20 protein-coding genes and 1 pseudogene are annotated in these 24,907 nt (G+C 71.4%); 13 read left to right on the top strand and 8 right to left on the bottom strand.

From position 1 onward, the window contains the following. Positions 1-18: 18 nt before the first annotated feature. The 3 genes and pseudogenes from IMZ11_RS19950 to IMZ11_RS19940 all read right to left on the bottom strand — a co-directional run. A pseudogene (locus tag IMZ11_RS19950) lies at positions 19-510 on the bottom strand (DUF4328 domain-containing protein); the annotation flags it as partial. A gap of 262 nt (positions 511-772) precedes the next feature. Continuing rightward, on the bottom strand, positions 773-1,786 hold the full coding sequence (locus tag IMZ11_RS19945; RefSeq protein WP_228643623.1) for an LLM class F420-dependent oxidoreductase: 1,014 nt from the start codon (positions 1,784-1,786) through the stop codon (positions 773-775). A gap of 49 nt (positions 1,787-1,835) precedes the next feature. After that, complete coding sequence (locus IMZ11_RS19940) at positions 1,836-2,549, bottom strand: FadR/GntR family transcriptional regulator (protein ID WP_228643621.1); 714 nt, start codon at positions 2,547-2,549, stop codon at positions 1,836-1,838. Positions 2,550-2,634: 85 nt separating this feature from the next. On the opposite strand from IMZ11_RS19940, the gene IMZ11_RS19935 reads away from it, so the two are divergent. From IMZ11_RS19935 to IMZ11_RS19925, 3 genes are read left to right on the top strand one after another with little or no spacing between them, the layout of a single operon-like run. Then, positions 2,635-3,351, top strand: coding sequence for a (Fe-S)-binding protein (locus IMZ11_RS19935; RefSeq protein WP_061260595.1), 717 nt, complete (start codon positions 2,635-2,637; stop codon positions 3,349-3,351). Continuing rightward, positions 3,348-4,772 carry a lactate utilization protein B gene (locus IMZ11_RS19930; protein WP_228643619.1) on the top strand — a complete coding sequence of 475 codons (1,425 nt, stop codon included), beginning with the start codon at positions 3,348-3,350 and terminating at the stop codon, positions 4,770-4,772. The genes IMZ11_RS19935 and IMZ11_RS19930 overlap by 4 nt, the downstream gene beginning before the upstream one ends. Further along, a complete protein-coding gene (locus tag IMZ11_RS19925) occupies positions 4,769-5,413 on the top strand; it encodes a lactate utilization protein C (RefSeq protein ID WP_228643617.1) in 645 nt (214 codons plus the stop codon). The genes IMZ11_RS19930 and IMZ11_RS19925 overlap by 4 nt, the downstream gene beginning before the upstream one ends. Positions 5,414-5,457: 44 nt before the next feature. Here the strand turns inward: IMZ11_RS19925 and IMZ11_RS19920 are convergent, their stop codons facing one another. After that, a complete protein-coding gene (locus tag IMZ11_RS19920) occupies positions 5,458-6,525 on the bottom strand; it encodes a Vms1/Ankzf1 family peptidyl-tRNA hydrolase (protein ID WP_228643614.1) in 1,068 nt (355 codons plus the stop codon). An 11-nt stretch (positions 6,526-6,536) separates the two neighbouring features. Continuing rightward, the gene (locus IMZ11_RS19915) at positions 6,537-6,953 is read right to left on the bottom strand and encodes a DUF2795 domain-containing protein (RefSeq protein ID WP_228643612.1); all 417 of its coding nucleotides are present in this window, start codon (positions 6,951-6,953) and stop codon (positions 6,537-6,539) included. A 79-nt stretch (positions 6,954-7,032) separates the two neighbouring features. On the opposite strand from IMZ11_RS19915, the gene IMZ11_RS19910 reads away from it, so the two are divergent. The 10 genes from IMZ11_RS19910 (at position 7,033) to IMZ11_RS19865 (ending at position 21,674) form a co-directional block, all read left to right on the top strand. Then, positions 7,033-8,112 (top strand): GNAT family N-acetyltransferase, encoded by a 1,080-nt coding sequence (locus IMZ11_RS19910; protein ID WP_228643610.1) that lies wholly within the window; start codon positions 7,033-7,035, stop codon positions 8,110-8,112. 153 nt (positions 8,113-8,265) lie between these two features. Further along, positions 8,266-9,165 (top strand): sirohydrochlorin chelatase, encoded by a 900-nt coding sequence (locus tag IMZ11_RS19905; RefSeq protein WP_082777533.1) that lies wholly within the window; start codon positions 8,266-8,268, stop codon positions 9,163-9,165. A 15-nt stretch (positions 9,166-9,180) separates the two neighbouring features. Continuing rightward, positions 9,181-10,269, top strand: coding sequence for a nicotinate-nucleotide--dimethylbenzimidazole phosphoribosyltransferase (gene cobT / locus IMZ11_RS19900; protein WP_228643608.1), 1,089 nt, complete (start codon positions 9,181-9,183; stop codon positions 10,267-10,269). Between the two features lie 143 nt (positions 10,270-10,412). Continuing rightward, a complete protein-coding gene (cobA, locus tag IMZ11_RS19895; protein ID WP_228643606.1) occupies positions 10,413-11,645 on the top strand; it encodes a uroporphyrinogen-III C-methyltransferase in 1,233 nt (410 codons plus the stop codon). Then, positions 11,642-15,382: a dynamin family protein gene (locus IMZ11_RS46265; RefSeq protein WP_228643604.1), complete on the top strand. Its 3,741-nt coding sequence runs from the start codon at positions 11,642-11,644 to the stop codon at positions 15,380-15,382. The genes cobA and IMZ11_RS46265 overlap by 4 nt, the downstream gene beginning before the upstream one ends. Then, entirely contained in the window at positions 15,379-17,010 is a 1,632-nt protein-coding gene (locus IMZ11_RS19885) for an ABC transporter (RefSeq protein ID WP_228643602.1), read from the top strand. The genes IMZ11_RS46265 and IMZ11_RS19885 overlap by 4 nt, the downstream gene beginning before the upstream one ends. 135 nt (positions 17,011-17,145) lie before the next feature. Further along, positions 17,146-17,832, top strand: a complete 687-nt coding sequence (gene ssb / locus IMZ11_RS19880) for a single-stranded DNA-binding protein (protein WP_228643601.1) — start codon at positions 17,146-17,148, stop codon at positions 17,830-17,832. A 321-nt stretch (positions 17,833-18,153) separates the two neighbouring features. After that, on the top strand, positions 18,154-19,449 hold the full coding sequence (locus IMZ11_RS19875) for a GGDEF domain-containing protein (protein ID WP_228643599.1): 1,296 nt from the start codon (positions 18,154-18,156) through the stop codon (positions 19,447-19,449). A gap of 31 nt (positions 19,450-19,480) precedes the next feature. Further along, complete coding sequence (ettA, locus tag IMZ11_RS19870; protein WP_228643597.1) at positions 19,481-21,145, top strand: energy-dependent translational throttle protein EttA; 1,665 nt, start codon at positions 19,481-19,483, stop codon at positions 21,143-21,145. Positions 21,146-21,215: 70 nt separating this feature from the next. Then, the gene (locus IMZ11_RS19865; RefSeq protein WP_228643596.1) at positions 21,216-21,674 is read left to right on the top strand and encodes a thioesterase family protein; all 459 of its coding nucleotides are present in this window, start codon (positions 21,216-21,218) and stop codon (positions 21,672-21,674) included. A gap of 2 nt (positions 21,675-21,676) precedes the next feature. Here the strand turns inward: IMZ11_RS19865 and IMZ11_RS19860 are convergent, their stop codons facing one another. The 3 genes from IMZ11_RS19860 to IMZ11_RS19850 are packed head-to-tail and all read right to left on the bottom strand — an operon-like array spanning position 21,677 to position 24,658. Continuing rightward, positions 21,677-23,215 carry a glycoside hydrolase family 13 protein gene (locus tag IMZ11_RS19860; protein ID WP_228643593.1) on the bottom strand — a complete coding sequence of 513 codons (1,539 nt, stop codon included), beginning with the start codon at positions 23,213-23,215 and terminating at the stop codon, positions 21,677-21,679. Between the two features lie 29 nt (positions 23,216-23,244). Then, complete coding sequence (locus IMZ11_RS19855) at positions 23,245-23,613, bottom strand: globin (RefSeq protein WP_061260533.1); 369 nt, start codon at positions 23,611-23,613, stop codon at positions 23,245-23,247. Between the two features lie 34 nt (positions 23,614-23,647). Further along, a complete protein-coding gene (locus IMZ11_RS19850) occupies positions 23,648-24,658 on the bottom strand; it encodes a mechanosensitive ion channel family protein (RefSeq protein WP_228643591.1) in 1,011 nt (336 codons plus the stop codon). Between the last annotated feature and the right edge of the window lie 249 nt (positions 24,659-24,907).

The following is a 24,907-nucleotide window of genomic DNA, read 5'->3' as shown; positions in this document are numbered from 1 at the left end:
CCTGAGCCGGGTGATCCGGTGGACGGTGACGGCGCACAGCGCGGCGGCGACCGCCGCGGTCACCAGTTCGAGCAGCCCCGCTCCCGTCAGGTCGGCCTGGCTGTGGGTCCGCGGGAGCCTGATCAGGACCAGCCAGATCAGCGCCAGCCAGCTCACCCACCAGCCGATGAGGAGCGGCAGCCAGCGAGACCGGTTCTCCCGGCCGTGCGCCGCCTCCCGCCAGGCGCGGTCGGCGATGATCGGCGGCGCCACGAGGTTGACCCCCGGCAGCAGCCAGGCGCCGACCGCGTAGAGCCCGGAGCCGCTCCGCCGCACCCGGTGCAGCCAGCTCAGGTACGCCACCGCGGCGGTGATCGTGGCCGCGGCGAGCAGCAGCATGAGAAGCGCGAACACGGTCACCGCCCCGACCACCTCGTGGGCGGCCGGATCATGCGGATCGCCACCGAACGCGGCGATCTCCCGGGTCAGCCGCCGCCCGCGTACGTGCTCGAAGACGACGAGGGCGGCCATCGAGGCGACCTGGGCGCCGAGGCTCGCGTAGACCGCCACGGCCGACCGGCTCACTTCTGACGACGCGGACCGCATGTGTTTCTCCCCCCGGCCTCCGTGTCACTTGCCTCTCTCGTATCCCATTGGTACCTGGGCTAATCGGGGCCGATTCGGTGCCTGCCGCAGGCCATAGAAAGGTTTGGCACGTACTTCCCGGCATTTGGCCGGGCGATCGATCCCCGCTGGTGAAAGAGCCACTGCGCCGGCCGGTCGGGCGCGGGGGTCATCCGAGGACGAGGTCGCGGACGGTCCGCAGCGTCTCCTCGTCGCGCGGCCCCATGACCAGCAGGTTCGTCACCGGGCTCGCGCGCCACGGTGCCAGGCGCTCGCGGATCCGGCCGGGAGGCCCGACGAGGGAGATGCCGTCGGCCAGTTCGTCCGGTATCGCGGCGAACGCCGCGTCCTTGCGCCCCGCCAGATAGAGCGCCTGGATGCGTTCCGCCGCCTCGGCGTATCCCATGCGGCCGATGATGTCCGCGTGGAAGTTGCGCGCCTTCGCGCCCATGCCCCCGATGTACAGCGTGAGCATCATCTTGACGCCGTCCAGGGCGGCTCTGACGTCGTCGGTGACCAGCACCATGACCATGGCGGCGACGTCGAATCCCGGCCGGGCCCCCTCCAGCGCCTCGCCGTACATCGCGGCGATCTTCTCGGGGAAGGCGAACAGCGGCAGCCATCCCTGCGCGATCTCGGCGGCCAGCGCGACGTTCTTCGGGCCCTCCGCGCCGAGGTAGACCGGGATGTCGTCGCGGAGCGGGCGGGTGATCAGCTTCAGCGGCTTGCCCAGGCCGCCGGGCAGCGGCAGCGGGTAGTGCGGTCCCTCGTTGGTAACAGGTTCTTCCCGCCGCCAGATCTTCCGCATGATCTCGACGTACTCGCGGGTCCTGGCCAGCGGCCGGGCGAACGGCCGGCCGTACCAGCCTTCGACGACCTGCGGACCGGACGCGCCGATGCCGAGGAGCAGCCGGCCGCCGGTGAGGTGGTCCAGCGTCATCGCGGTCATCGCGGTCGCCGCCGGGGTGCGCGCGGAGAGCTGCGCCACGCTCGTGCCGAGCTTGATCCTGCTGGTTCGCGCGCCGTACCAGGCGAGCGGGGTGAAGGCGTCGCTGCCGTACGCCTCGGCCGTCCAGACCGACTCGTAGCCCAGGCGTTCGGCGGCCTGGACGAGCTCGGTCGCGTCGTCGGCGGTCCGCTGCCAGTAACCAAGATTCAGTCCCAGTCTCAGGTCCTCGGCCACTGATCCTCCTCGATCACATCGCGCGCATGGAACCTGATTAGAACACGTTCTACCCTGGATAGGCACGGGCCAGATGCTCGGTGACCGCGACGACGGAGGCGGCGGCGTCGCCGTCCCTGACGGCGTCGTGGATGCGCCGGTGGTCCGCCTGGAGATCCACGGTGTCGCCGAGGCGCAGCACCGCCTCGATCGCGTACCGCCGTACCGCGTCGCGCAGCGCCCGCATGATCGCGGAGGTGAGCCGGTTGCCCGACGCCGCCGCGATCGCCATGTGGAAGGCGATGTCGTGCTCGACGAACTCCTCGGGCGTGGTGGCGGCGTCCATCGCGGCGATGGCGCGGGCCATGTCGTCCAGCGCGGCTCCGCCGTCGCGCGCCGCGTGGGCGGCCGCCCACTGCTCGATCATGAGGCGGGTGTCCACGACCTCGCGCATGGAGAGCGTGGACAGGCCGAGGTTGAGGCGGAGCAGGTCGGTGAGCGCACTGTCCGGCCGGGAGGTCAGTACGGCTCCCGCGTCCGGGCCCCGGCCGACCTGGGACGACACCACGCCGAGCGTCGCGAGGGCGCGGAGGGCCTCGCGAACCGACGACCGGCTCACCCGGAGTTGCTCGGCGAGCTGACGCTCACCCGGCAGCCGGTCGCCCACGGTGAGCCCGTCGGTGGCGATCCGCTCCTCGATCCGGTCCAGGACCTCTTCGAAGGCCCGCGCCCGGGGGCCCGCCGGTCCGCGCCCGGCTTCCTGCGAACGATCGCCGTCGCTCAACGTCCTGTCCTCCTCGAATGGAGCCCGCCATGCCGGGTGTATGGTCTGACCATATTTGGTCCGACCATACATGCGGGAGCCGTACGTGCGGGTCGCCTTGTTCATCACCTGCGTCAACGACACGCTCTTCCCCGGCACGGGGAAGGCGACGGTGACGCTGCTCCGCCGCCTCGGCGTCGACGTCGCGTTCCCCCGGGCGCAGACCTGCTGCGGGCAGATGCACGTCAACACCGGCTACCGCGAGGAGGGCGTACGGCTCGCGCGCCACTTCGCGGACGTCTTCGGCGGCTACGACGCCGTGGTCGTGCCCTCGGGCTCGTGCGGCGCCATGGTGCGCGAGCAGTATCCGAAACTGGCGCCCGCCGCCACCGGCGCGGTGGTGCCGAAGGTGTACGAGCTCTCCGAGTTCCTGATCGACGTGCTCGGCGTGACCGACGTGGGGGCGTACTTCCCGCACCGGGTGACCTACCACCCCACCTGCCACTCCCTGCGCGGGCTGCACCTGGGGGACCGGCCGCTGCGACTGCTGCGGAACGTCCGGGGCCTGGACCTCGTGCCGCTGCCCGGCGCCGAGGAATGTTGCGGCTTCGGCGGCACCTTTGCTGTGAAAAATCCTGATATCTCCGCCGCGATGTGTGCCGACAAGGTGGGAAATGTCATGACCACGGGGGCGGAAGTCCTGTGCGCCGCCGACAATTCCTGCCTGATGCACATCGGGGGAACGCTCACCCGTCAGAAGACCGGAGTCAAGATCATGCATCTGGCCGAGATCCTCGCCGCGACGGAGGTGACGGAGCCGTGACCCGCACCTTCCTCGGCATGCCCGCCAGAGCGCTCCAGCGGAGCTTTCCCTCCAACGCCGCGAAGGCCGTACGCGACTCGCAGTTGCGGTTCAACCTGCGCAAGGCGACGCACACCATCCGCGACAAGCGGGCGAGCGTGGTCGGCGAGCTGCCCGACTGGGAGGAGCTCCGCCAGGCCGGCAAGGCGATCAAGGACCACACCCTGCGCAACCTGGACCGCTACCTCGTCCAGATCGAGGAGGCGGTCACCGCCGCGGGCGGCCACGTCCACTGGGCCAGGGACGCCGACGAGGCCAACCGGATCGTCGCCGGCCTGGTCAAGGCCACCGGCGAGACCGAGGTGGTCAAGGTCAAGTCGATGGCCACCCAGGAGATCGGGCTGAACGAGGCCCTCGCCGCCGAGGGCGTCACCGCGTACGAGACCGACCTGGCCGAGCTGATCGTCCAGCTCGGCGACGACTGGCCCTCGCACATCCTGGTCCCGGCGATCCACCGGAACCGCGCGGAGATCCGCGAGATCTTCCAGGAGCGGATGGGCGAGTGGGGCCGCCCGGCGCCGGAGGGCCTGACCGACGAGCCCCGCGCGCTCGCCGAGGCGGCCCGGCTGCACCTGCGGGAACGCTTCCTCTCCACCAAGGTCGCGATCTCCGGGGCCAACTTCATGATCGCCGAGACCGGGACCCTGGTCGTCCTGGAGTCCGAGGGCAACGGCCGGATGTGCCTCACCCTGCCCCGGACGCTGATCAGCGTCGTCGGCATCGAGAAGCTCCTGCCGTCCTGGCGCGACCTGGAGGTCTTCCTCCAGCTCCTGCCCAGGAGCTCGACGGGGGAGCGGATGAACCCCTACACCTCCACCTGGACCGGCGCCGCCGAGGGCCAGGAGTTCCACCTCGTGCTCCTCGACAACGGCCGCACCGACGTCCTCGCCGACGAGGTCGGACGCCAGGCGCTGCGCTGCATCCGCTGCTCCGCCTGCCTCAACGTCTGCCCGGTGTACGAGCGCGCGGGCGGCCACGCGTACGGATCCGTCTATCCCGGGCCGATCGGGGCGATCCTCACCCCCCAGCTCCGCGGCCTGGATTCCGAGCTGGACCGGTCGCTCCCGTACGCGTCGTCGTTGTGCGGAGCCTGCTACGAGGTGTGCCCGGTGGCCATCGACATCCCGCAGGTGCTGGTCGATCTGCGGGCCAAGGCCCGCCACCCGCGCGCCGAGCGTCTCGGCATGGCCGCCGCCGGGTGGATATTCAACCGGCCGGAACGGCTGGCGCGGGCGCAGCGGGCAGGCGGGAGGTTGCGCCGGTTCGTGCCCAAGCGCCTGCCCGGTCCGATGTCCGCCTGGACCGATACCCGCGACATACCGGATATCCCTCGTGAATCGTTCCGCGACTGGTGGGACCGTACCGGTGGAGGCGACCGATGAACTCGCGCGACCTGATCCTCGCCCGCGTCCGCAGCGCCGTCGCGGGCGCCCCCGACGTCGAGGTGCCGCGCGCCTACCGTGGCGTGACCGGCGACGTGACCCCGGCAGGCGGTGACCGCCTGATCGACCTGCTCGCCGAGCGGCTCCGCGACTACCGCGCGATCGTCCACGTGGTGCCCGAGGCCGAGATCGCCTCCGTGGTCGAGGAGGCGCTCACCCGCAGGAAGATCGGGCGCCTCGTCGTGCCGGACGGCCTCCCACCGGCCTGGTTGGAGCGTGAGTCGCGCGACCGTGAGCCGTACGCCACGGTGGGGGACGATCCCGAGCTGAGCGCGGCCGACCTCGACGGCGTGGACGGTGCGATCACCGGATGCGCCGTGGCGATCGCGGAGACCGGGACGATCGTCCTCGACGCCGGGCCCGGCCAGGGACGGCGGGCGCTGACGCTGCTCCCGGACTACCACCTGTGCGTGGTCGGCGCCGGGCAGATCGTGGCCGGAGTGCCGGACGCCGTCGCCCGCCTGTCCCCCGAAAGGCCGCTGACCTGGATCAGCGGCCCGTCGGCGACCAGCGACATCGAGCTCAACCGGGTCGAAGGCGTGCACGGCCCGCGGACCCTCGAAGTCGTGATCGCCCGCTGACGACCACGGCTGACGACCACGGCTGACGACCACGACGCCCGTGATCAGAACCTGAGCACCGCGCCGACACCGTCGGGAGAGTCGAGCTCCGGCACGAACCAGAGCTCGGCGCCGGTCACGGCGACGGCGCGGGCCAGCGCGGCGTCGGCCCGCTCCTCCATCGGCAGCTCGACGCCCAGGTCGCTCAGCTCGCCGGGATCGGCCGCGAGCTGGTTCCCCTCCGGGCCGATCCACAGCGTGGCGTCGGCCGACGGGTCGTCCCGCAGCAGCAGCGTCCGCACCCGCCCCTCGCGCAGCGCCCGCGCGGTCTCGGCCAGCCCGGTCGCGTACGGCCCCGCCTGGTAGGCGGCGAGCAGCGCGGCTCCGCCCTTGCGCACCCACGCGGCGAGGGCGCGATCCACCTCCGCCTGGAACGGTTCACTCGCGGATCCGGGAGCGCGGCTGCCGCGCTCGGCGACCACGACGCGCCCGGCCGTGTCCTTGCCGAGAGCCTCCATGATCATGTGACGGGTCTGCGGTTCGCCCGCCAGCACGATGACCTCCGCGCCGATGCCGTGTGACTCCTTGTCGATCACCTCGGCGGTCGCGACCGCGTTGAGCCGCCAGGTCTCCTCGGCGTCCCGCTCGTACCGGGTCTGTGACCGTCCCCCCTGGCCGGTCTTCTGGATGGGCCAGTCGGCGGCCTCGACCGACAGCTCACGTTTCGGCCCGCCACAGGAGACGATCACGTCGGCGCCCGCGTGGTCGGCGAGCACCTGGAGGTGCGGCACGGCCTCCCCGCGCTGGGCCAGCATCGGCACCACGTGGGGCAGCGGCGACCAGCGGGCGATCTCGCGCCGGGGCGGCGCGGCCAGGGGCTCGGTCAGCGCGACGGACGAACCCTCGGCGAACACGGCCCGTCCGGGCGCGGCCTCCAGCGGGTCCGCGACCAGCTCGCCGACGGCCCCGCGCAACTCGGCGGGGGCTCCGGCCCTGGCCAATTCCTCGTCGATCCGTCGCCAGCGCAGTTCGAGCGCGTTCGCCACCTCCTCGGTCGTACGGGCCGTTTCGAGGTAGACCGAGGCGAACGGCCCCGGGCGCTCGTAAAGATGACGGAGTGAGTCCAGCCTCACGGGGCCTCCCCTCAGCAGCGGTGGCGTTCGACCCCGAGTCCGAGAGCCTCGGCCACCTCGCCGACGTTGTGGAACTTGAGTTCCGGAAGCTGGCGCACGGCTTCGATCACCGCGTCGGGAGCGCTTTTCGTCTCGGCGTGGGCCAGCAGGTTCTCGCGGTTCGCGGGGTACTCGGCGTCGCTCAGCCACTGCGCCAGATGGCTCCGGCGCTCGACATCCGCGGGGGTGATGCGGGAGTGCGTTCCCGGCTCGGATCCAGGAGGCCGCCGACCCGGTGGCACGTCCTCCGCGGCGTGCCGCGTCGGCTCCGGTTCCTTCGACTCCTCCGCGTGAGCCGTGCCGCCGCCGCGTGTGAGACCCTCCGTCTCATGCTTCTGCTCGTCGTCCATGCGGGGGCCGTGCTCGTCGCTGCCGCGTCGGATACTCATGACCTCACCTCCCGAATCGGGTCATGTGGAGGCCCGTACCCGTCCCGTCTCCCCCAAACATCGCGTCCGGAGGGAATCCGTGTTTGACGAGCGCCTCACGATCACGACGGAGAGGCTCGTGCTGCGGCCCTTCGGCCCCGGCGACGCCGGGCAGGTGAGCGAGATCATCAAGGAGCGCGGGCACACCACCGGGTTGCCGCCCGGCGCCCCCGGCCACCCCCTCGGCATCGCTCCCTGGCTCTCCCAGGGGGTGCACGAACTGTGGCGCTCCGGCCAGGGCATCCACCTCGCGATGGAGGCGAGGGGTGTGATCGTCGGGGCCATCAGCCTGTTCAAGACCCAGTGGGGCGCCGGCACCACCGAGGTCGGGTACGGCGTGCGCCCCAACTACCGGGGGCGGGGATTCGCCCCCGAGGCGGTCCGGGGTCTCACCGACCGGGTGCTCGGCGCGGGGGCGATCCGCCGGGTCGAACTGCGCGCCAACCTCGACAACACCGCCTCCATCCGGGTCGCGGAGAAGTCCGGCTTCATCCGGGAGGGCGTGCTGCGCGGCGCCGGGTTCGAGGACGACGGCCCGCACGACCTGGTGGTCTTCGGCCTGCTGCGCGGCGACGGCCGTACCGTCTTCGACAGCCGGCTCGGCGGCGAGCGCGTGCTCCTGCGGCCGTTCGCCAAGCGGGACGCCTTCGACGTGCTCGCCGCGGTCACGGAGGACCCCGAGATCGGCCGCTGGATGCCCTGGGCCGCCGGCTACACCCTCGAACGAGCCGTGGAGTGGTGCACCCGCCTGGCCCACACGAACGGCATATCCGGCGCCAACTTCGCGATCGAGCCCCGGGACGGCGGGCGGCTCGCGGGGGCGATCGGCGTACAGCGGGCCGACCGCGAGCGCGGCGACGTGGAGGTGGGGTACTGGACGTCGCCGTGGGCGCGGAGGCTGGGCTACGCCACCGAGGCCACGCGGATCGTCACCCAGCACCTCCTGACCCTCGGATTCCATCGTGTCCAGCTGGTCGTCGCGACCGGCAACCACGCCAGCCGGGCGGTGGCCAAGAAGGCCGGATTCGTCCAGGAAGGCGTCCTCAGACAGGCCGTTCCGGTGCCCGGAGGGCGGTCCGATGCCGTAATGTTCAGTGTGCTCAAAGGGGAAATGCAATGAAATTTCCTACGTTCGGAGCGGCTACCGGCCGACTGATCGTCTCGCCCTCCTGACCTCTGCCTACGGCGCGAGCAGTGCCCGCCGTCGGCACCGTCGGCTATCCTCGCGAGCCGGATTACAAATCCGCAGGTCAAGGCATAGGAGATCAGGCAGATGAAACCGCCGCTGCTGCTCGTCGGGCACGGGACCCACGATGAGACCGGCGTCGCCGAGTTCGGCAGGTTCGTCCATCGGCTCCGCTGCCGGCTCGACCGGCGCGTCGCCGAGGTCACCGGAGGCTTCATCACGAAGGCCAGGCCCCAGCTCAGCGACTCCGTCTCCTCGTTGATCGCGCACGGTCACCACCACGTCATCGCGCTGCCGCTCAGCCTCACGGGCGACCGCGAGGCCCTGGGCGACATCCCCGGCACGATGGCGCTGGAGCAGGAGCGCCACCCGACGCTGGAGTTCGACCTCGCCCGGCCGCTCGGCCCCGACCCCCGCGTGCTCGAACTGCTCGCCGAGCGGCTCGCCGACGCCCAGGCCGACATGCCGAGACTCGTCACCGACGAGACCCCCGAAGACATCGACCCCGCCGAGACCGCCGTGGTCCTGGTCGGCCACGGCGCCGCCGACCCCGCCGTCAACGCCGAGGTGCACCGGGTCTCCCGGCTGTTCTGGGAAGAGCACGCGGCCGACATGCTGACCGTCGAGACCGCCTACGTCTCGCACAACAGGCCCGGAGTCCCCGGTGGCCTGGAGCGTTGCCGCAGACTCGGCGCCAAGCGCGTGATCGTCCTGCCGTACCTGCTGTTCGCCGGTGGTGTCCTGGAGCGCATCTGGGCCCAGGCCCTGGCGTACGGCGCGAACCACGAGGGCCTGGACATCCGCTGCGCCGAGGTCATCGGCGACTGCGAGGGCCTGGCCGACGTCGTCATCGACCGGTACGAGGAGGCCCTGTCCGGCGCCGCCGACCCGGAAGCCTGGACCGCCCGCCGACGGTTCACGCAGGCACTGGCCGTCGAGCGGATGACCAGGGACGAGCCCGAGTCGGAGATCCCCACCCCCGTCTGACATTGGAGTACACGCGTGACACCGCTTGATGAGACGATCTCGGCGATCCGCCCGGCCGACCAGGACGCCATGGCACGGGCCAGGGAGCACCAGGACCGGCTCACCAAGCCGCGCGGCGCGCTCGGCGCGCTCGAGGATGTCGCCGTACGGCTCGCCGGAGCCGCGGGCGTCTGCCCGCCGCCGATGCCGGTGCCCGCCGCACTCGCGATCTTCGCCGCCGACCACGGCGTCCACGCCCAGGGCGTCTCCCCGTGGCCGCAGGAGGTCACCACCCAGATGGTGGCCAACTTCCTGGCCGGAGGGGCCGTCGCCAACGCCTTCGCCGCCTCGGTCGGCGCCTCCGTGACCGTGGTGGACGTCGGCGTCGCCGCCGACCTGCCCGCCGCGTCCGGCCTGCGCGCCCACAAGATCGCGTACGGCACGGCCGACCTGTCCGCCGGCCCCGCCATGACCACGGAGCAGGCCGCCGCCGCCCTGCGGGTGGGCGTCGACGTGGCCGGGGAACTGATCGAGGCCGGCGCCCGCTGCCTGATCACCGGGGACATGGGCATCGCCAACACCACCGCGTCCGCCGCGCTCATCTGCGCCTACACCGGCCGTGACGCCGCCGAGGTGACCGGCCGCGGCACCGGCATCGACGACGCCACCCACCAGCACAAGATCGGCATCGTGCGCCGGGCGCTGGAGGTCAACCGGCTGCGGGCGGCCGACGGGTTCACGCCGGAGCGGCCCGAGGACGCGCTCCGGGCGCTCGCCGCCGTCGGAGGGCTGGAGCACGCCGCCATCGCCGGGTTCATCCTCGGCGCCGCCGCGGCGCGGGTGCCGGTCATCCTCGACGGCGTGATCGCCGGATCCGCCGCGCTCGCCGCCGTGGCCCTCGCTCCCGCCGTCGCGGGCTACTGCGTCGCGGGACACCGCTCGGCCGAGCCCGGCCACGCGGCCACGCTCGACCACCTCGGCCTGCGGCCGCTCGTGGACCTCGAACTCCGCCTCGGCGAGGGTACCGGCGGCCTGCTCGCCCACCCGATCGTCAGCGCCGCCGTACGCGTGATGCACGAGGTCGCCACCTTCGACTCCGCCGGTGTGACGGAAAAAGAGGGATGACGGCTCTGCCGTAGGATCTACCGCGCGGACGTCGGCGTCCGCCCCGTTCGACGAAGCCTGATCCGCTGAGCCGCCGGTCACCGGTCAACCGGTAAATTTGCCTCCTAACAGAGCACGCTTGACGCATTAGGGAGATAGGGGTCATGGCGCCCTACCTGCTTGGCCTTCGCCTGGACGGACGGCGGGTCCTGGTCGTGGGCGGCGGCCGCGTCGCCCAGCGGAGGATCCCCGCGCTGCTCGACGCCGGGGCGTCGGTCACCCTGGTCTCGCCCAGCGCCACCCCGGCCCTCGACGACCTGATCGCCGACGGCCGGATCATCTGGGAGCGCCGGCCGTACCAGGTCGGCGACTGCGACGCGGCATGGCTCGTGCACGTCTGCACCGACCGGCGCGAGGTGAACACGGCGGTCGCCGCCGAGGCCGAGGCCAAGCGCATCTGGTGCGTACGCGCCGACGACAAGGAGGCGTCCGCCGCCTGGACGCCCGCGAGCGGCCGGGTCGGCGAGATCGGTGTCGCGGTCACCGCCGGGGGTGACCCCCGCAGGGCAGCCGGCATCCGCGACGCGGTCGTCAACGCGCTCAGGGACGGCACGGTCGACGCGCGGCGACACCGCGGCAAGCCCGTCGGCGTCGCGCTCGTCGGCGGAGGACCGGGCGATCCCGGCCTGATCACCGTCCGCGGCCGCCAGCTCCTCGCCCAGGCGGACGTCGTCGTGGCCGACCGGCTCGCCCCGCGCGGCCTGCTCGACGAGCTGTCGCCCGACGTCGAGCTCATCGACGCGGCCAAGATCCCGTACGGTCGCTACCTGGCCCAGGAGCGGATCAACGAGCTGCTGGTCGAACACGCCAGACAGGGCAAGTTCGTCGTCCGGCTCAAGGGCGGCGACCCGTTCGTCTTCGGGCGCGGCGGCGAGGAGATGATCGCCTGCGCCCGCGCGGGCATCCCGGTCACCGTGGTTCCCGGCGTCACCAGCGCGGTCGCGGTGCCCGCCGCCGCCGGCGTGCCCGTCACGCACAGAGGGGTCAGCCAGGAGTTCCACGTGATCTCCGTCCACGTGGCGCCCGGCGACCCGAGATCGACGGTCGACTGGGCGGGTCTGGCGAGATCCCAGGGAACGCTGATACTGCTGATGGGCGTCGAGCGGATCGCGGAGATCGCCGACGCGCTCGTACGAGACGGACGTTCGCCGGAAACTCCCGTGATGGTGGTGCAGGACGGTACTCTTCCCACCCAAAGAGCTCTCGCCGCCACGCTCTCCACGGTGGCGGAGCGCGCGACCGCGACCGGGATACGGCCCCCGGCGATCGTGATCGTCGGCGAGGTCGTCAGAGTCGGCCAGGAGATCGAGATGGTGCGAGCGGAGCGGATCCCGTGAAATCGGCTGCCAGGAAGACGCCCGACAACGGGCCCGTCGACCGGTCCGGCCACGCCGAGAAGAACGAGGAGCAGGCCATCGATCACACCGATGAGCATCCGGAGACGCCGGGGGAGCAGACCATCGCGTTCCGCCCCATCCGGGACACCGACCCTTCCGACGGGGGACGGTCCGGAGGGGGACAGGGGGGCGCGACCGGCTCCGCCGTACCGGCCGCCGGCGATACCCGTCCGGAATGGGACACCGGTGACAGCTGGGATGGCTTCGCGGTGCGACCGGCCACCCCCGCCGGCGGTTCCGCCGCGGACACGGGCGACCGCTGGGACGCCTTCGCGGCCAGGGACACCAGCGGCTCCGAGACGACCGGCGCGGGCGAGCCCGACCGCCCCGGCGGCATCGGCGACCGCACCGCGTGGGCCACGCCGGGATGGGACGCCTTCGCCGCGCAGCAGCCCCGGCGGACGTCGCCGCTCGGCGGTCACCCCGGCACGCCGAGAACCGCCGGCCCACCGGAGCCGCCCAGAGCTCCCGCCCCGTCCGCTCCCGAGAGCGCAGAGCCGAAGAGCCCTGGATCTGAGCGCCCCGTGCCTGGGAGCCCCGTGCCTGGGAGCTCCGCGGCGGGGGCCCCGGCGGGGGAGTCGTCCGTCTGGGACGCGTCCGCGCGCGAGATCCTCATCCGGCAGACCCCGGGGGGCGAGCCGTCCGTCTGGGACACACCCGCGAGGAACACCTCTGCCACGGACGGCTTCGCCCAGGAGGCCTCAGAACGAGGGGGCTCGCTCTGGGATGCCGCCTCCACGCGCAAGCGGCCGGAGGATTCGGCGGAATGGGACGCCTTCGCCCCCAGACCCGCTTCGAGCGCCGTGCGGGACGACATCGTCGCGCCCGGAGCCGCCGACGTTCCGGACCCGGCCGAGGTGGTGAGCGCCGGATTCGCCGCCGTGGCCGAGGACATTCCCGGCTGGGACGCCTTCGGCGCGGTCAGGTCGTCCGACCCGGCCAGGGCGTCCGCCCCCGCCGACGCGCCTCACGCGATCGACGAGAGCGTCGCCGAGGAACCCGCGAGCGGTGAAGAGGCCGCGAGCGGCGAGAACACCGGTTCCGAGATCGTCGGGATGTCGGACACTCCCGCCGAGCCCGATGCGCCGGCCGACTCCGGTGTGGCCGCCGTACCCACGGACCCGGAAGGCGACCACGGTGACGGGGTGGAAGGTGCGCTCATCGAGAGCACGTCCGCGGCGACCATCGGGGACGACGCCGAACCCGCGGTGAGCACGGTCGACGGCGCCCCGCACGACCCGGGCACCGAGCCGCCCGCGCGTGCCGATCACCCGCAGGACGCCGAACGGCCGGACGACGCCGCGCAGGCGAGCGCGGTCGAGGAGATCGGGTACGCGGCTGGCGCCGAACATGTGGCGGGCGCCGGCGGCGACGCCGTACACGAGGGAAGCCCGCACGAAGGCGCCGAGCCTGCGCCCGTCGGCTCCATCGACTCCATCGACTCCGACGAGCCCGGCGCTACCGGCACTACCGGCACGGATCTGACCGGCATCGACGTGTCCGGTACCGACGCGATCGGCGCCGACACCCGCGAACCGGACGCGGAGGGCGTCGAGCCCCACGATTTCGGCAGTGCCGACGTCTTCGACGCCCCGGATGTCCTCCGCGATGTCGAGCGGTCCGAAGAGGGCGGGCGGTTCGGGACCGACGGGTGGACCGGACAGGTCGAGGACACCGAAGTCCCCCCGGACACCGAAGCCGTCCAGGAGATCGAAGCCGTTCAGGAGATCGACGTCGCCCTGGTCGCGGCCGAGCCCGGGAACGTCGACGACGCGGGGGACGTCGAGTGGCGCGAGGCGATCGAGGAGCCTGGAGCACCCACAGACCTCCAGGAGACCGCTGAAGGGCCGGACGACCTTTCGGACGACGAGCGGGCCGGACACACGGAGCGCACCGGGTCCACCGAGTCCACCGAGTCCACCGAGAACAGCGGGCACGACCCGCACACCGAGTACACCGAGGACGAGCTCGAGGAGGCTCCGGAGGGCCGGGTACGCGCGGTTCCGCTGCCGGATCCGGTGTCCACGGCGCTGACGGAGTCGCTCGACCAGCTCCGCGTGGCGGTCGAGGACCTGCACTTCGGCCTGGACGTGCCGGGGGCGGAGGAGGCCCGTAAGGCGCAGGCCGCGGTGCTCGCCCAACTCGAGGACTACGTCATCCCGCGCGTGCACATGAGCACCGCCCCCGCGTTGATCGTCATCGCGGGCTCCACCGGGGCGGGCAAGTCCACGCTGGTCAACACGCTCGCCGCACAGCGGGTGAGCGCGACGGGGGTACGCCGCCCCACCACCGGAACGCCGGTGCTCGTCTGCCACCCCGACGACCACGAGTGGTTCGCCGAGGGCGACCTGCTCGGCGGGCTGACCCGGCTGGACCGGCCCGCCAAGGGCGCGGGCGTGGACAGCATCGTGCTGTCCTCCACCGAACGGCTTCCGCCGGGCGTGGCGCTGCTCGACACGCCGGACATCGACTCGGTCGTCGAGGAGCACCACGAGATCGCCCACCGCATGCTCGACGCGGCCGACCTGTGGGTCTTCGTGACCACCGCGTCCCGGTACGCCGACGCGCCCTCGTGGAACCTGCTGCGGCTGGCCAAGGAACGCGGCGCGCGCCTGGTCATCGTGCTCTCCCGGGTGCCGGCGAAGTCCCGTGACGTCATCGTGAAGCACTTCGGCCGGATGCTCGACGAGTACGGCCTTGCCGACGCCGTGCGGTTCGTGATCAACGAGACGGCGGTCACCGACGGGCGGCTTCCCGACAAGGAGGTCACCGAGCTGCGCATGTGGCTCGCCGACCTCTCCGTGGACGACGGGCGGCGGGCGGCGGCCGTCAAGGCGACCCTGAACGGCGTCCTGGACAGCTTCAGGACCCGGGTGCCCGCCCTGGCCAGGCATCTGGAAACGCAGGTGGCGCTGCGCGCCGATCTGCGCTCCGACGTGGACGCCGCCTACATGGGCGCGCTGGCCGACATCGACGAGGCCACCAGGAACGGCTCGCTGCTCCGTGGCGAGGTGCTGGCCCGCTGGCAGGACTTCGCGGGATCCGGCGACCTGATCCGCACCCTGCAGCTCCGCAGGGGCGGCAAGGGCAACCCGCGGGGGCCGCAGCGGCTGCGCGCGCTCAGAGAGGCGATCAGGACCGCGCTCGAAAGCATGATCAACTCTGCTGGTCAGCGGGCCGCGGAGGAGGTCGTCGCGCGCTGGCGGCAGCGCGCGGGCGCGGGCGACCGGCTGGCCCTGACCCCGGGCCTCGGCCGCTCCTCCGACGACGCCGTACAGCGCACCTTGCACGCGATCGGCGCCTGGCAGGACCACGTGACCGAGCTGATCAGAACCGAGGGCGTGACCAAGCGGTCGGTGGCGCGGCTCGTCTCCTTCGACGTCGAGTCGCTCGCCCTGATCTTCACGGTGGGTCTCCTCGGATACGGCACCACGGATGTGTCGTCCGGGCCGGGGACCGGCGCGCTGCCGCAGCGGCTGCTGCGCGGGCTCCTCGGCGCGGAGTCGTTGCGGAGCATCAGCGCGAAGGCCCGGAGCGACCTGCGCGCGCGGATCGGCATGGTCTTCGACGAGGAGACCCTGCGGTACGTGGACGCGCTCGACGGCGCGGGAATCCCGGACGAGGCAGCAGCCACCCGCCTGTACCAGGCGACGTACAACCTCGAGGTCGCACGATGACTGCCAGCATCACCGACGTCCAGCACGCCCTGGGGGCCCGGCTCGCCGCCCTCGCGCGGATCGTGGAGCTGGGCACGGGCCGGGCCGACCAGGCGTCGCTCACCGAGAGCGCCCAACTGCTCGTACGCGCGGGCGACCGGCTCAGGCTCTCCCCGGACCACACGGTGGTCGCGCTCGCCGGAGGCACGGGCAGCGGCAAGTCGTCCCTGTTCAACTCCGTCTCCGGTCTGGAGTTGTCACCCACCGGAGTGCGCAGGCCGACCACCGCGCGCACCCACGCCTGCGTGTGGGGCCTGGACGGCGCCGGGCCGCTCCTGGACTGGCTGCAGATCCAGTGGCGCCACCGCTTCGCCCGCGCCAGCGCGCTCGACAAGGGCGAGAGCCCGCTGCACGGGCTCATCCTGCTCGACCTGCCCGACCACGACTCGATCCGGGCGCTCACCGACACCGAGGCAGACCGTCTGATCAAGGTCTCCGACCTGGTGGTGTGGGTGCTCGACCCGCAGAAGTACGCGGACGCCTCCGTGCACCGGCGCTACGTCACCGAACTCGCCGGGCACGACGCGGTGACGGTCTTCGTGCTGAACCAGTCCGACCGGCTGACTCCCGAGGAACGGGAGATCTGCGTGGCCGACCTGCGTGAGCTGCTCGCCGACGAAGGCGTCGGCGGCCCGCGGGTGGTCGTGACCTCCGCCCTCACGGGGGACGGCGTCGACGACCTCAAGGCTGTACTCGCCGAGTCGGTCGCCGCCCGCCGCGCGGCCTTCCAGCGGCTGGAGGCGGATCTCGACCGGCTCATGGTGCCCCTGGCCAAGGACGTCTCCGACATTCCGCGCGTCGAGCCCGTCGTCGACGACGCCCGCCGCGCGGGGCTGATCGACGCCCTGTGCGACGCGGTCGGCGTCTCCGCCCTCGGCGAGGCCATGGAGAACGTGTACGGCGTCCGCTCCGTCGACTGGGTCGGCTGGCCGTACGGGCGATGGGCGGCCAGGCTGCGGCCCGACCCGCTGAGCAGCCTGCGGCTCGGCGACGTGAAGGAGGAGATCCGCAGCCTGGTGGGCAGCGCCGTCAGCGCGCAGCCCGCCGAGGTGGACAACGCCGTGCAGGCTCTGGCGGACGGGCTCACCCCGGGCATGCCGGAGGTCTGGCAGGCGGGCGTGCGCGACGCGGCGCGGTCGCGTTCCGCCCAGTTACCCGCGACCCTTTCCGATGAACTGTCCCAGATCGCCCCGCCTCTTGACCGGGTGCCCGGCTGGTGGTGGCTGCTCAAGATCTGGCAGTACCTCCTCGTCGTGCTGTTCGTCGCGGGAGTCGCCTGGGCCGGGTCGATCCTCGCGTACGGCGTGCTCGACATGGGCAAGGCGCCGGCGGAGATCCTCGGTGACGTCGGAGTGCTGCCGTGGCTCGCGCTGATGATGGCCAGCGTCCTCGGCCTGGGCGCGCTCTCCGGCATGGCGAGCAGGAACTTCGTCGTCCTGGGGGCCGCGAACGAGCGGGACCGCCTGGAGAAGGACATGCGCCGCCGAGTGTCCACCGTGGCCGAGGAGATGGTGATCGCGCCCGTCGAGACCGAGCTGCGGCGTTACAACGACTACTTCGGAGCCGTGGCCGCCGCGTCCCGGAAGTAGCCGGACGCGTCCGCGGCGAGCCGTCCCCAGGCCGCCGGTTGTCCACAGAACCAAATTCGGCGGCGGGGGATCGGGCGGGGGCCGGTCAGAGTGAGTCCCGGTGTCCGGCGAGGGTCCGGACCTGGGAGGCACCTGATGAGCGACATCTACGTCACGCTGAGCGGCAACGTCGCCGCCGACCCCCGGCAGTACCAATTCCCCGACGGCTCACGGGCGACGACGCTGCGGCTCGCGGTCAACCGCCGGGTGCTCGATCGGCAGACCCAGACGTGGACCACCGAGGACACGACCTACTACATGGTCCGCTGCTATCGCGCGCTCGCCGACAACGTCGCCCAGTCGGTGCGCAAGGGCCACCCGCTGGTCGTGTACGGCAAGCTCCGCATCAAGCAGTTCGAGGACCGGCAGGGCGAGCAGCGATTCTGGGCGGAGATCGAGGCCACCTCGGTCGGGCATGACCTCAAATGGGGCATCGCGACTTTCGAGAAACCCGCTCGATCCTTCGCGGCGATGCCCAGCGCCGTCGAACGCCGCGGCATGGAGGAAACCACCCGCGAGTGGGAGCTCAGAGCCGTCCAGCACTTGAGCGAGCAGGCGTCGCACGCGGACGAAGCCGGATCCCGCTCGGGTGAGGAGGCCCCGCGGCCGGACGACGCCGCGGCGCACGCGGAGGACCGCTCGCCGTCGGATGAGAAGGCGCCAGGGGACATGGTGCCGGGTGAGAAGGCTTTGGGTGACATGGCGCCGGGTGACATGGCGCCGGGTTCGGGGGAGTACGCGCCGTGGCCGGTGGAGACCGTGTCCGAGACGCTGGCCGCGTGACGCGGAGAGTCAACTGGTGGGGAGGGCATCGGCCGTACAGGGCCGGTGCCCCAACAAGGAACGTCCGGGGATCGGCCGATGGCGACATCCGCGTCGCTGCAAGAGCACCCTCGTCAGGTCCAGGTCACACCCCGCACCATGGCTGCTCCCTTCCCACACGGCCCCCTCGTGAAGGAGCGGTTACCTCGTGAGCACGTCCGGACACCCGGACAGCCCGACTGCCCAAGGTAGCGGTTCCCGTCGCGTGACGCACACTCCGCAACTATTGTGTTACACATCGTGAGACGCTGGAGACAGTGCAGGGATGCGTGGGGAGACGGGATGACGGCGCCCAGCCAGACCTCGGCCACACCGCGGGACGGATCGCCCTCGCGGCGCGGTCGGTGGCCCCTGCTGGGTCAGCGCCGTCCCCTCGTGGCCTACTTCTGCGGCATCGTCGCGCTGGACCTGGCCGCGATCGCGTATCTCCTGTCGGTCACGACCTTCCACATCTCCGACGTCGCCGCGTTCGCCGCCCTGACGGGGTGCGGTGCCGTCTGCATCGAGGCCACACGCCGGCTGGGCATGCCGGCCGGCGTGTCCCGTGACCTGCTGTCGGCCTGGTGGCTTCCGGTCGTGCTGCTGCTCCCGCCGCTGTACGCGCTGCTCGCCCCCATCCCGCTGCAGATCCTTTTGCAGGTGCGCGTCCGCGCCACGGTGGCCTACCGCAGGGTCTTCAGCGCCGCGGCGATCGGCGTGGCGGCCTGCGCCGCCTCGGTGGCGTTCCACGCGTGGATACCCGTGCCCGCCGAGCTGTCCAGCGGCCGGGCGCTGCCCATCGTGGCGGCGGTGGCCTGCGCCGCGATGTTCACGATCCTCAACACGGCTCTCATCGTCGTCGCCGTGCGGACCGCCGATCCCGACACCCGGTGGCGCGAGTTCCTCTGGAACCGCGAGAGCGCGCTGCTCGACACGGTGGAGCTCTGCCTGGGCGTCACGGTCGCCATCGCGTGCGGACTCAACCTGGCCCTGCTTCTGCTCGCCCTGCCGCCGGTCGTGCTGCTGCAGCGCAGCCTGCTCCACGCCCAGTTGCAGGCCGCCGCGCGCACCGACCCCAAGACCGGGCTGCTCAACGCCGCGGCCTGGCAGCGCGAGGCCGACACCGAGATCGTCCGCGCCCGGCGCACCGGTGAGACGCTCGCGCTGCTCATCGTCGACATCGATCACTTCAAGCGGGTCAACGACACCTACGGCCACCTCGTCGGCGACCAGGTGCTGATCGGGGTCGCCGCCACGCTGCGCAGCCAGTTGCGCGACTACGACGTCGTGGGCCGGTTCGGCGGCGAGGAGTTCGTGATCCTGCTGCCGCGGGCCGACGTCACCGAGGCCAGGCGGGTGGCCGAGCGGCTGCGCTCCCGAGTGGGTCGCATGGCGGTCCCCGCCGACCATGCCATGGTCACCGTGACGATCTCGGCCGGGGTGGCGATCATGAACATGCACGGCCACGACCTGATCGAGCTACTCGCCGCCGCCGACCTCGCCCTCTACCGGGCCAAGGAGCTCGGCCGGGACCGCATCTGCCTGCCCGCGCGCCCGACGGCGCCTCCGCCCCGCTCAGGGGACGAAATCACCGGCTGAAGCTGCCGTGGGTGCCACTACCCTTGGAGACATGCCGGAGTACATCTACACGATGCAGCGCGTGCGCAAGGCGCACGGTGACAAGGTGATCCTCGACGACGTCACGCTGTCTTTCCTGCCCGGAGCCAAGATCGGTGTTCTGGGCCCGAACGGCACTGGCAAGTCGACGCTGCTCAAGATGATGGCGGGGTTGGAGCAGCCGTCCAACGGAGACGCGCGGCTGATGCCCGGTTTCACGGTCGGCATGTTGCAGCAGGAGCCCCCGCTCAACGAGTCCAAGACCGTCCTTGGCAACGTCGAGGAGGGCGTCGCCGAGACCAAGGCGATGCTCGACCGCTTCAACCAGATCGCCGAGCAGATGGCCACCGACTACAGCGACGAGCTGCTGGCGGAGATGGGCAAGCTGCAGGACGCGCTGGACCATCGCAACGCCTGGGATCTGGAGAGCCAGCTCGAGCAGGCCATGGACGCGCTCCGCTGCCCGCCCGGTGACGCGGACGTCACCCAGCTGTCCGGAGGCGAGCGCCGCCGGGTCGCGCTGTGCAAGCTGCTGCTCGAGCAGCCCGACCTGCTGCTGCTCGACGAGCCCACCAACCACCTCGACGCCGAGAGCGTGCAGTGGCTGGAGCAGCACCTGGAGAAGTATCCCGGGACCGTTCTCGCCGTCACCCACGACCGTTACTTCCTGGACAACGTGGCGGGCTGGATCCTGGAGCTGGACCGCGGGCGCTGCTACGCCTACGAGGGCAACTACTCCACCTACCTGGAGGCCAAGACCGCCCGTCTCAAGGTCGAGGGCCAGAAGGACGTCAAGCGCAAGAAGCGCCTGGAGGAGGAGCTCCAGTGGGTCCGCTCCAACGCCAAGGCCCGCCAGACCAAGAGCCGCGCCCGTCTCCAGCGCTATGAGGAGATGGCGGCCGAGGCCGACAAGTACCGCAAGCTCGACTTCGAGGAGATCCAGATCCCGCCGGGACCGCGCCTCGGCACGACGGTGATCCGGGCGGAGAAGCTCTCCAAGGGCTTCGACGACCGCATCCTCATCGACAACCTCTCGTTCGACCTGCCGCGCAACGGCATCGTCGGCGTCATCGGTCCGAACGGCGTCGGCAAGACGACCCTCTTCCGCATGATCACCAACGGTGAGACGCCGGACGACGGCTCGATCGTGGTCGGCGACACGGTCAAGATCTCGTACGCCGACCAGAGCCGGGCCGGCATCGACCCGAAGAAGAACGTCTGGGAGGTCGTCTCCGACGGGCTCGACCACATCAAGGTCGGCAACGTCGAGATGCCGTCCCGCGCGTACGTCGCGGCGTTCGGCTTCAAGGGCCCCGACCAGCAGAAGCCCTCGGGCATCCTGTCCGGCGGCGAGCGCAACCGCCTCAACCTCGCCCTGACCCTCAAGCAGGGCGGCAACGTGCTGCTGCTCGACGAGCCCACCAACGACCTCGACACCGAGACCCTGTCCAGCCTGGAGAACGCGCTGCTCGACTTCCCGGGCTGCGCGGTGATCACCTCGCACGACCGGTGGTTCCTCGACCGCATCGCCACGCACATCCTCGCGTGGGAGGGCGGCTCGAACTGGTTCTGGTTCGAGGGCAACTACGCCGACTACGAGAAGAACAAGGTCGAGCGGCTCGGCGCGGAGGCGGCCCGCCCGCACCGCGTCACCTACCGCAAGCTGACCCGGGACTAGAAGCGTCCGGCCGGCGCCGCCGCGACCCCCGCCCGCGGGTGGAGCTCGCGGGTGGAATACGGTTTCCGGTGTGTCCGGACAACCTCTCTCCGACGGCGCCGGTCGTGCTGTCCCTCCTGCCGATCGTCGACATGTCTTCCACCGCCAGGTCCGCTTCGCGGACATCGACAGCCTTGGCCATGTCAACAACGTGCGGTTCTTCGACTACCTCGAAGACGCCCGGCTGGGCATGCTGTTCGTGGACCCCGTCCGTGAGGGCGGCCGTTCCCATCAGGGTCTGGTGGTCGCCCGGCACGAGATCGACTACCGCCGTCCGCTGACGTTCCGGCCGGACCCGGTCCGGGTGGAGACCTGGGTGACCGAGATCAGGCCGGCGCGGTTCACCCTCGCCTACGAGATCAGGGACGACGAGGAGGTCTTCGTCCGGGCGCGGTCGGTGATGGTCGCCTACGACGTCGCGGGTGCCCGTCCCCGCAGGCTCACCGAGGACGAACTCGCCTACCTGAAGCGCTTCTCCGTCGAGGACTGACGTCAGTTCCGCAGCAGCCACGCCCCCGTATTCGGCGGCAGCAGGGCGCCGTCCAGCGGGCCGCTGGAGATCAGGACCCGGTCGTGGGGCGGGAGCCGTACCGGCTCGGTGCCGCAGTTGAGGGCGGAGATCAGCCGCCCTCGGGACAGGAACAGGGCGTCCGCGGGGGAGTCCAGCCAGGTGACCGTGTCCGGCAAGGTGCCGCGGAAGGTACGGCGGGCGGCCAGGGCCCTGCGATAGAACCACAGAGTGGAGCCGGGGTCGGCCGTCTGCCGCTCGGCGGTCAGTCCGGCCCAGTGCGCGGGTTGCGGCAGCCACGTCCCGCCCGGCCCGAACCCGTACGGCGGGGCCGTGCCCGACCAGGGAAGCGGGACGCGGCAGCCGTCCCTGCCGGGAATCGCCCCCTGTGTCCGGAAGAAGACGGGATCCTGGCGAACTTCGGGGGGAAGGTTTTTTATCTCAGTTAGCCCTAATTCCTCCCCTTGGTAGAGATATGCCGACCCGGGGAGGAAAAGCATCGTCAGGAGGGTGGCGCGTGCTCGGGCCAGTCCGGCCGACGGGTCCGCTCCCTCGGCGTAGCGCGTCGTGTGCCGTACGACGTCGTGGTTGGACAACACCCACGTCGGAGCCGGCATCGCGGTGAGCGTGGCGTCGATGACGGCGCGGAACGCGGCGGCCGACCAGGGCGCCTCCAGCCAGGCGAAGTTGAAGCTCTGGTGCAGCTCGTCCGGGCGTACGTAGAGGGCGAGGTCCTCGGCCGAATCCGTCCAGACCTCGCCCACCGCGGCGCGCTCGCCGGGATAGGAATCGAGGAGTTCGCGCCACTCGCGGTAGACCTGGTGCACCTCGGGACGGCTCCAGATCGGCGACCGGGCACCGAATCCGATCGTGGTGTCGGGCAGTCCCTCGGCCTTGTGCAGGCCCATCGCGACGTCGATGCGGAAGCCGTCCACGCCGCGGTCCAGCCAGAATCGCAGGGTGCTGAGGAAGTCCTCCCGCACCTCGGGGTTGTTCCAGTTGAAATCGGGCTGTTGCGGTGCGAAGAGGTGGAGATACCACTGGCCGTCCGGCAGGCGGGTCCACGCGGGTCCGCCGAACACCGAGAGCCAGTTGTTCGGCTCCGTGCCGGGGCGTCCGGCGGGGGAGGACCGGAAGATGTACCGATCCCGCTCCGGTGACCCCTCCGGCGCGTTGAGGGCCTTCTGGAACCATGGGTGGGCCGCCGAGCTGTGGTTGGGGACGATGTCCACCATCAGCCGCAGTCCGTGGTCGTGCGCGTCGGCCACCAGGTCGTCGAAATCGTCCAGCGAGCCGAAGAGCGGGTCGACGTCACGGTAGTCGGCGACGTCATAGCCGCCGTCGGCCATGGGGGAGCGGTAGAACGGCGTCAGCCAGATCGCGTCGACGCCCAGGTCGGCGAGGTAGGGCAGGCGGGCCCGGATGCCGGCCAGGTCGCCGATCCCGTCACCCGTGGAGTCGGCGAAGCTGCGGACGTAGATCTCGTAGACGACGGCGTCATGCCACCAGGGGGTTTCACGCATGCCTCATCGCTGCCCCGCGGCCGCGCGGGTTATGCGTTCATCATGCTGTGCGCGGCGTAGACGAGGTAGCGCAGCAGTTGCTCCTCGTGCTCGGGGGCGAGCTCCAGCGAGCGCACGGCGTCGTCCATGTGCTTCAGCCAGGCGTCACGTTCCGCCTCGCCGATCACGAACGGCACGTGCCGCATGCGCAGCCGCGGATGGCCGCGCTCCTGACTGTAGGTGTTGGGGCCGCCCCAGTACTGGATGAGGAACATGCGCAGCCGGTCCTCAGCCCCCGCGAGGTCGTCTTCGGGGTACATCGGGCGCAACACCGGGTCCTCGGCGACGCCTTCGTAGAACCGGTGGACGAGCCGCCGGAACGTGTCCTCGCCTCCGACGGCCTCGTAGAAGGTTGTCACCGCTTCAGCCTAGGCCAGTTACCGGCCAGTAGGTTCAGCCGGCGAAGACCATGCTCTTCTCGTCGAACGCCCGCTTGATCCGGATGCGCAGCTCGCGCGCCACGTCGGACTGCTGAGCGGGAGCGGTCTTGACGCTGATCCGGAAGATGACGGCCTTGTCGGAGATCTGCTCCAGGCCGTAGACCTGGGGCTCCTCCACCAGCAGGACGTCGCGGTACTCCGGGTCCTCCCACAGAATGGCGGCCACGTCCTTGAGCAGTTCGCGCACCACCGAGATGTCCGCCTCGTACGGCACGGGCACGTCGAGGACGGCCCGCGACCAGCCCTGGGACTCGTTGCCGACCCGGCTGATGGTGCCGTTGCGTACGTACCACACCTTGCCGTCGGCGTCGCGGATCCTGGTGATCCGGAGGGTGACGGCCTCCACGGTGCCGGTCGCGACGCCGGTGTCGATCACGTCGCCGACGCCGTACTGGTCCTCCAGCAGCATGAACATGCCGGCGATGAAGTCCTTGACCAGCTCCTGCGCGCCGAAGCCGACCGCGACGCCGATGATGCCGACGCTGGTGAGCAGAGGAGCGAGCTCGATGCCCAGATTGGAGAGGATCATCAGGGCGGCCGTGCCGAGGATCACGACCGAGGACAGGCTCCGCAGCACCGAGCCCATCGTCTCGGCGCGCTGTCTGCGGCGCTCGGTGAGGATCGCGGTGCTCGCCTCGCTCGAGTTGAGCGACTTGTTCCTGAGCCGCTCCGGCAGGACGCCCTCACTGGCCCGCAGGGTCACCCGGGTGATGAGCCGGTGCGCGATGCCCCGAACCACCAGAGCGATGGCGAGGATCATGCAGAGGGTGAGCAGGGCGTCGACGATCCCGGCCACGAGCGGAACCCAGGGATACACGCCGTCGGGGAAGGACGCGTTGAGGATCGAGCAGGTCAGGCCCTTGCCGCTCTTGCACGTCTCAGTTACCGCGGTGACCGCCTCACCCACCGTGTCAGAGATGTCCCCCTCTGGGGACGGTGTCGGAGTGGGCGCGTACAGGAACACGAGGTGGATCCCCCCGGATCGGTTCGGTCGGCAAGGAGCAGGTAAACCTAACTCATTGTGCAGACTGAACCGGCCGTCGTCACATCGCCGGGGAAGGCGGATCGCCCGCGCCCGAGGCCGCGACGGACGGGCGGGGTTTTCACTGCGACGTACGGCAGGGCCGGCGCGCGCACCCGGACGCGCGCGCCGTGCCGTTCTCCGGGAGGGGATCCCCCTCGATGGCCGTCCGGTCCGGCCTGCGTGGCCGGA

This window comes from Microtetraspora sp. AC03309 (assembly GCF_020826795.1).
GTDB lineage: Bacteria > Actinomycetota > Actinomycetes > Streptosporangiales > Streptosporangiaceae > Microtetraspora > Microtetraspora glauca.
Note: the sequence above shows the minus strand (reverse complement) of the source record. Positions and strands in the feature narration are given on the sequence as shown.

Excerpts from the sequence above, each read along its gene's own strand:
- IMZ11_RS19915 (WP_228643612.1), bottom strand. The coding sequence starts at position 6,953 with ATGAGTATCCGACGCGGCAGCGACGAGCACGGCCCCCGCATGGACGAC.
- ssb (WP_228643601.1), top strand. The coding sequence starts at position 17,146 with ATGAGCGACATCTACGTCACGCTGAGCGGCAACGTCGCCGCCGACCCC.
- IMZ11_RS19875 (WP_228643599.1), top strand. The coding sequence starts at position 18,154 with ATGACGGCGCCCAGCCAGACCTCGGCCACACCGCGGGACGGATCGCCC.
- IMZ11_RS19860 (WP_228643593.1), bottom strand. The coding sequence starts at position 23,215 with ATGCGTGAAACCCCCTGGTGGCATGACGCCGTCGTCTACGAGATCTAC.
- IMZ11_RS19885 (WP_228643602.1), top strand. The coding sequence starts at position 15,379 with ATGACTGCCAGCATCACCGACGTCCAGCACGCCCTGGGGGCCCGGCTC.
- cobA (WP_228643606.1), top strand. The coding sequence starts at position 10,413 with ATGGCGCCCTACCTGCTTGGCCTTCGCCTGGACGGACGGCGGGTCCTG.
- IMZ11_RS19905 (WP_082777533.1), top strand. The coding sequence starts at position 8,266 with ATGAAACCGCCGCTGCTGCTCGTCGGGCACGGGACCCACGATGAGACC.
- IMZ11_RS19925 (WP_228643617.1), top strand. The coding sequence starts at position 4,769 with ATGAACTCGCGCGACCTGATCCTCGCCCGCGTCCGCAGCGCCGTCGCG.
- ettA (WP_228643597.1), top strand. The coding sequence starts at position 19,481 with ATGCCGGAGTACATCTACACGATGCAGCGCGTGCGCAAGGCGCACGGT.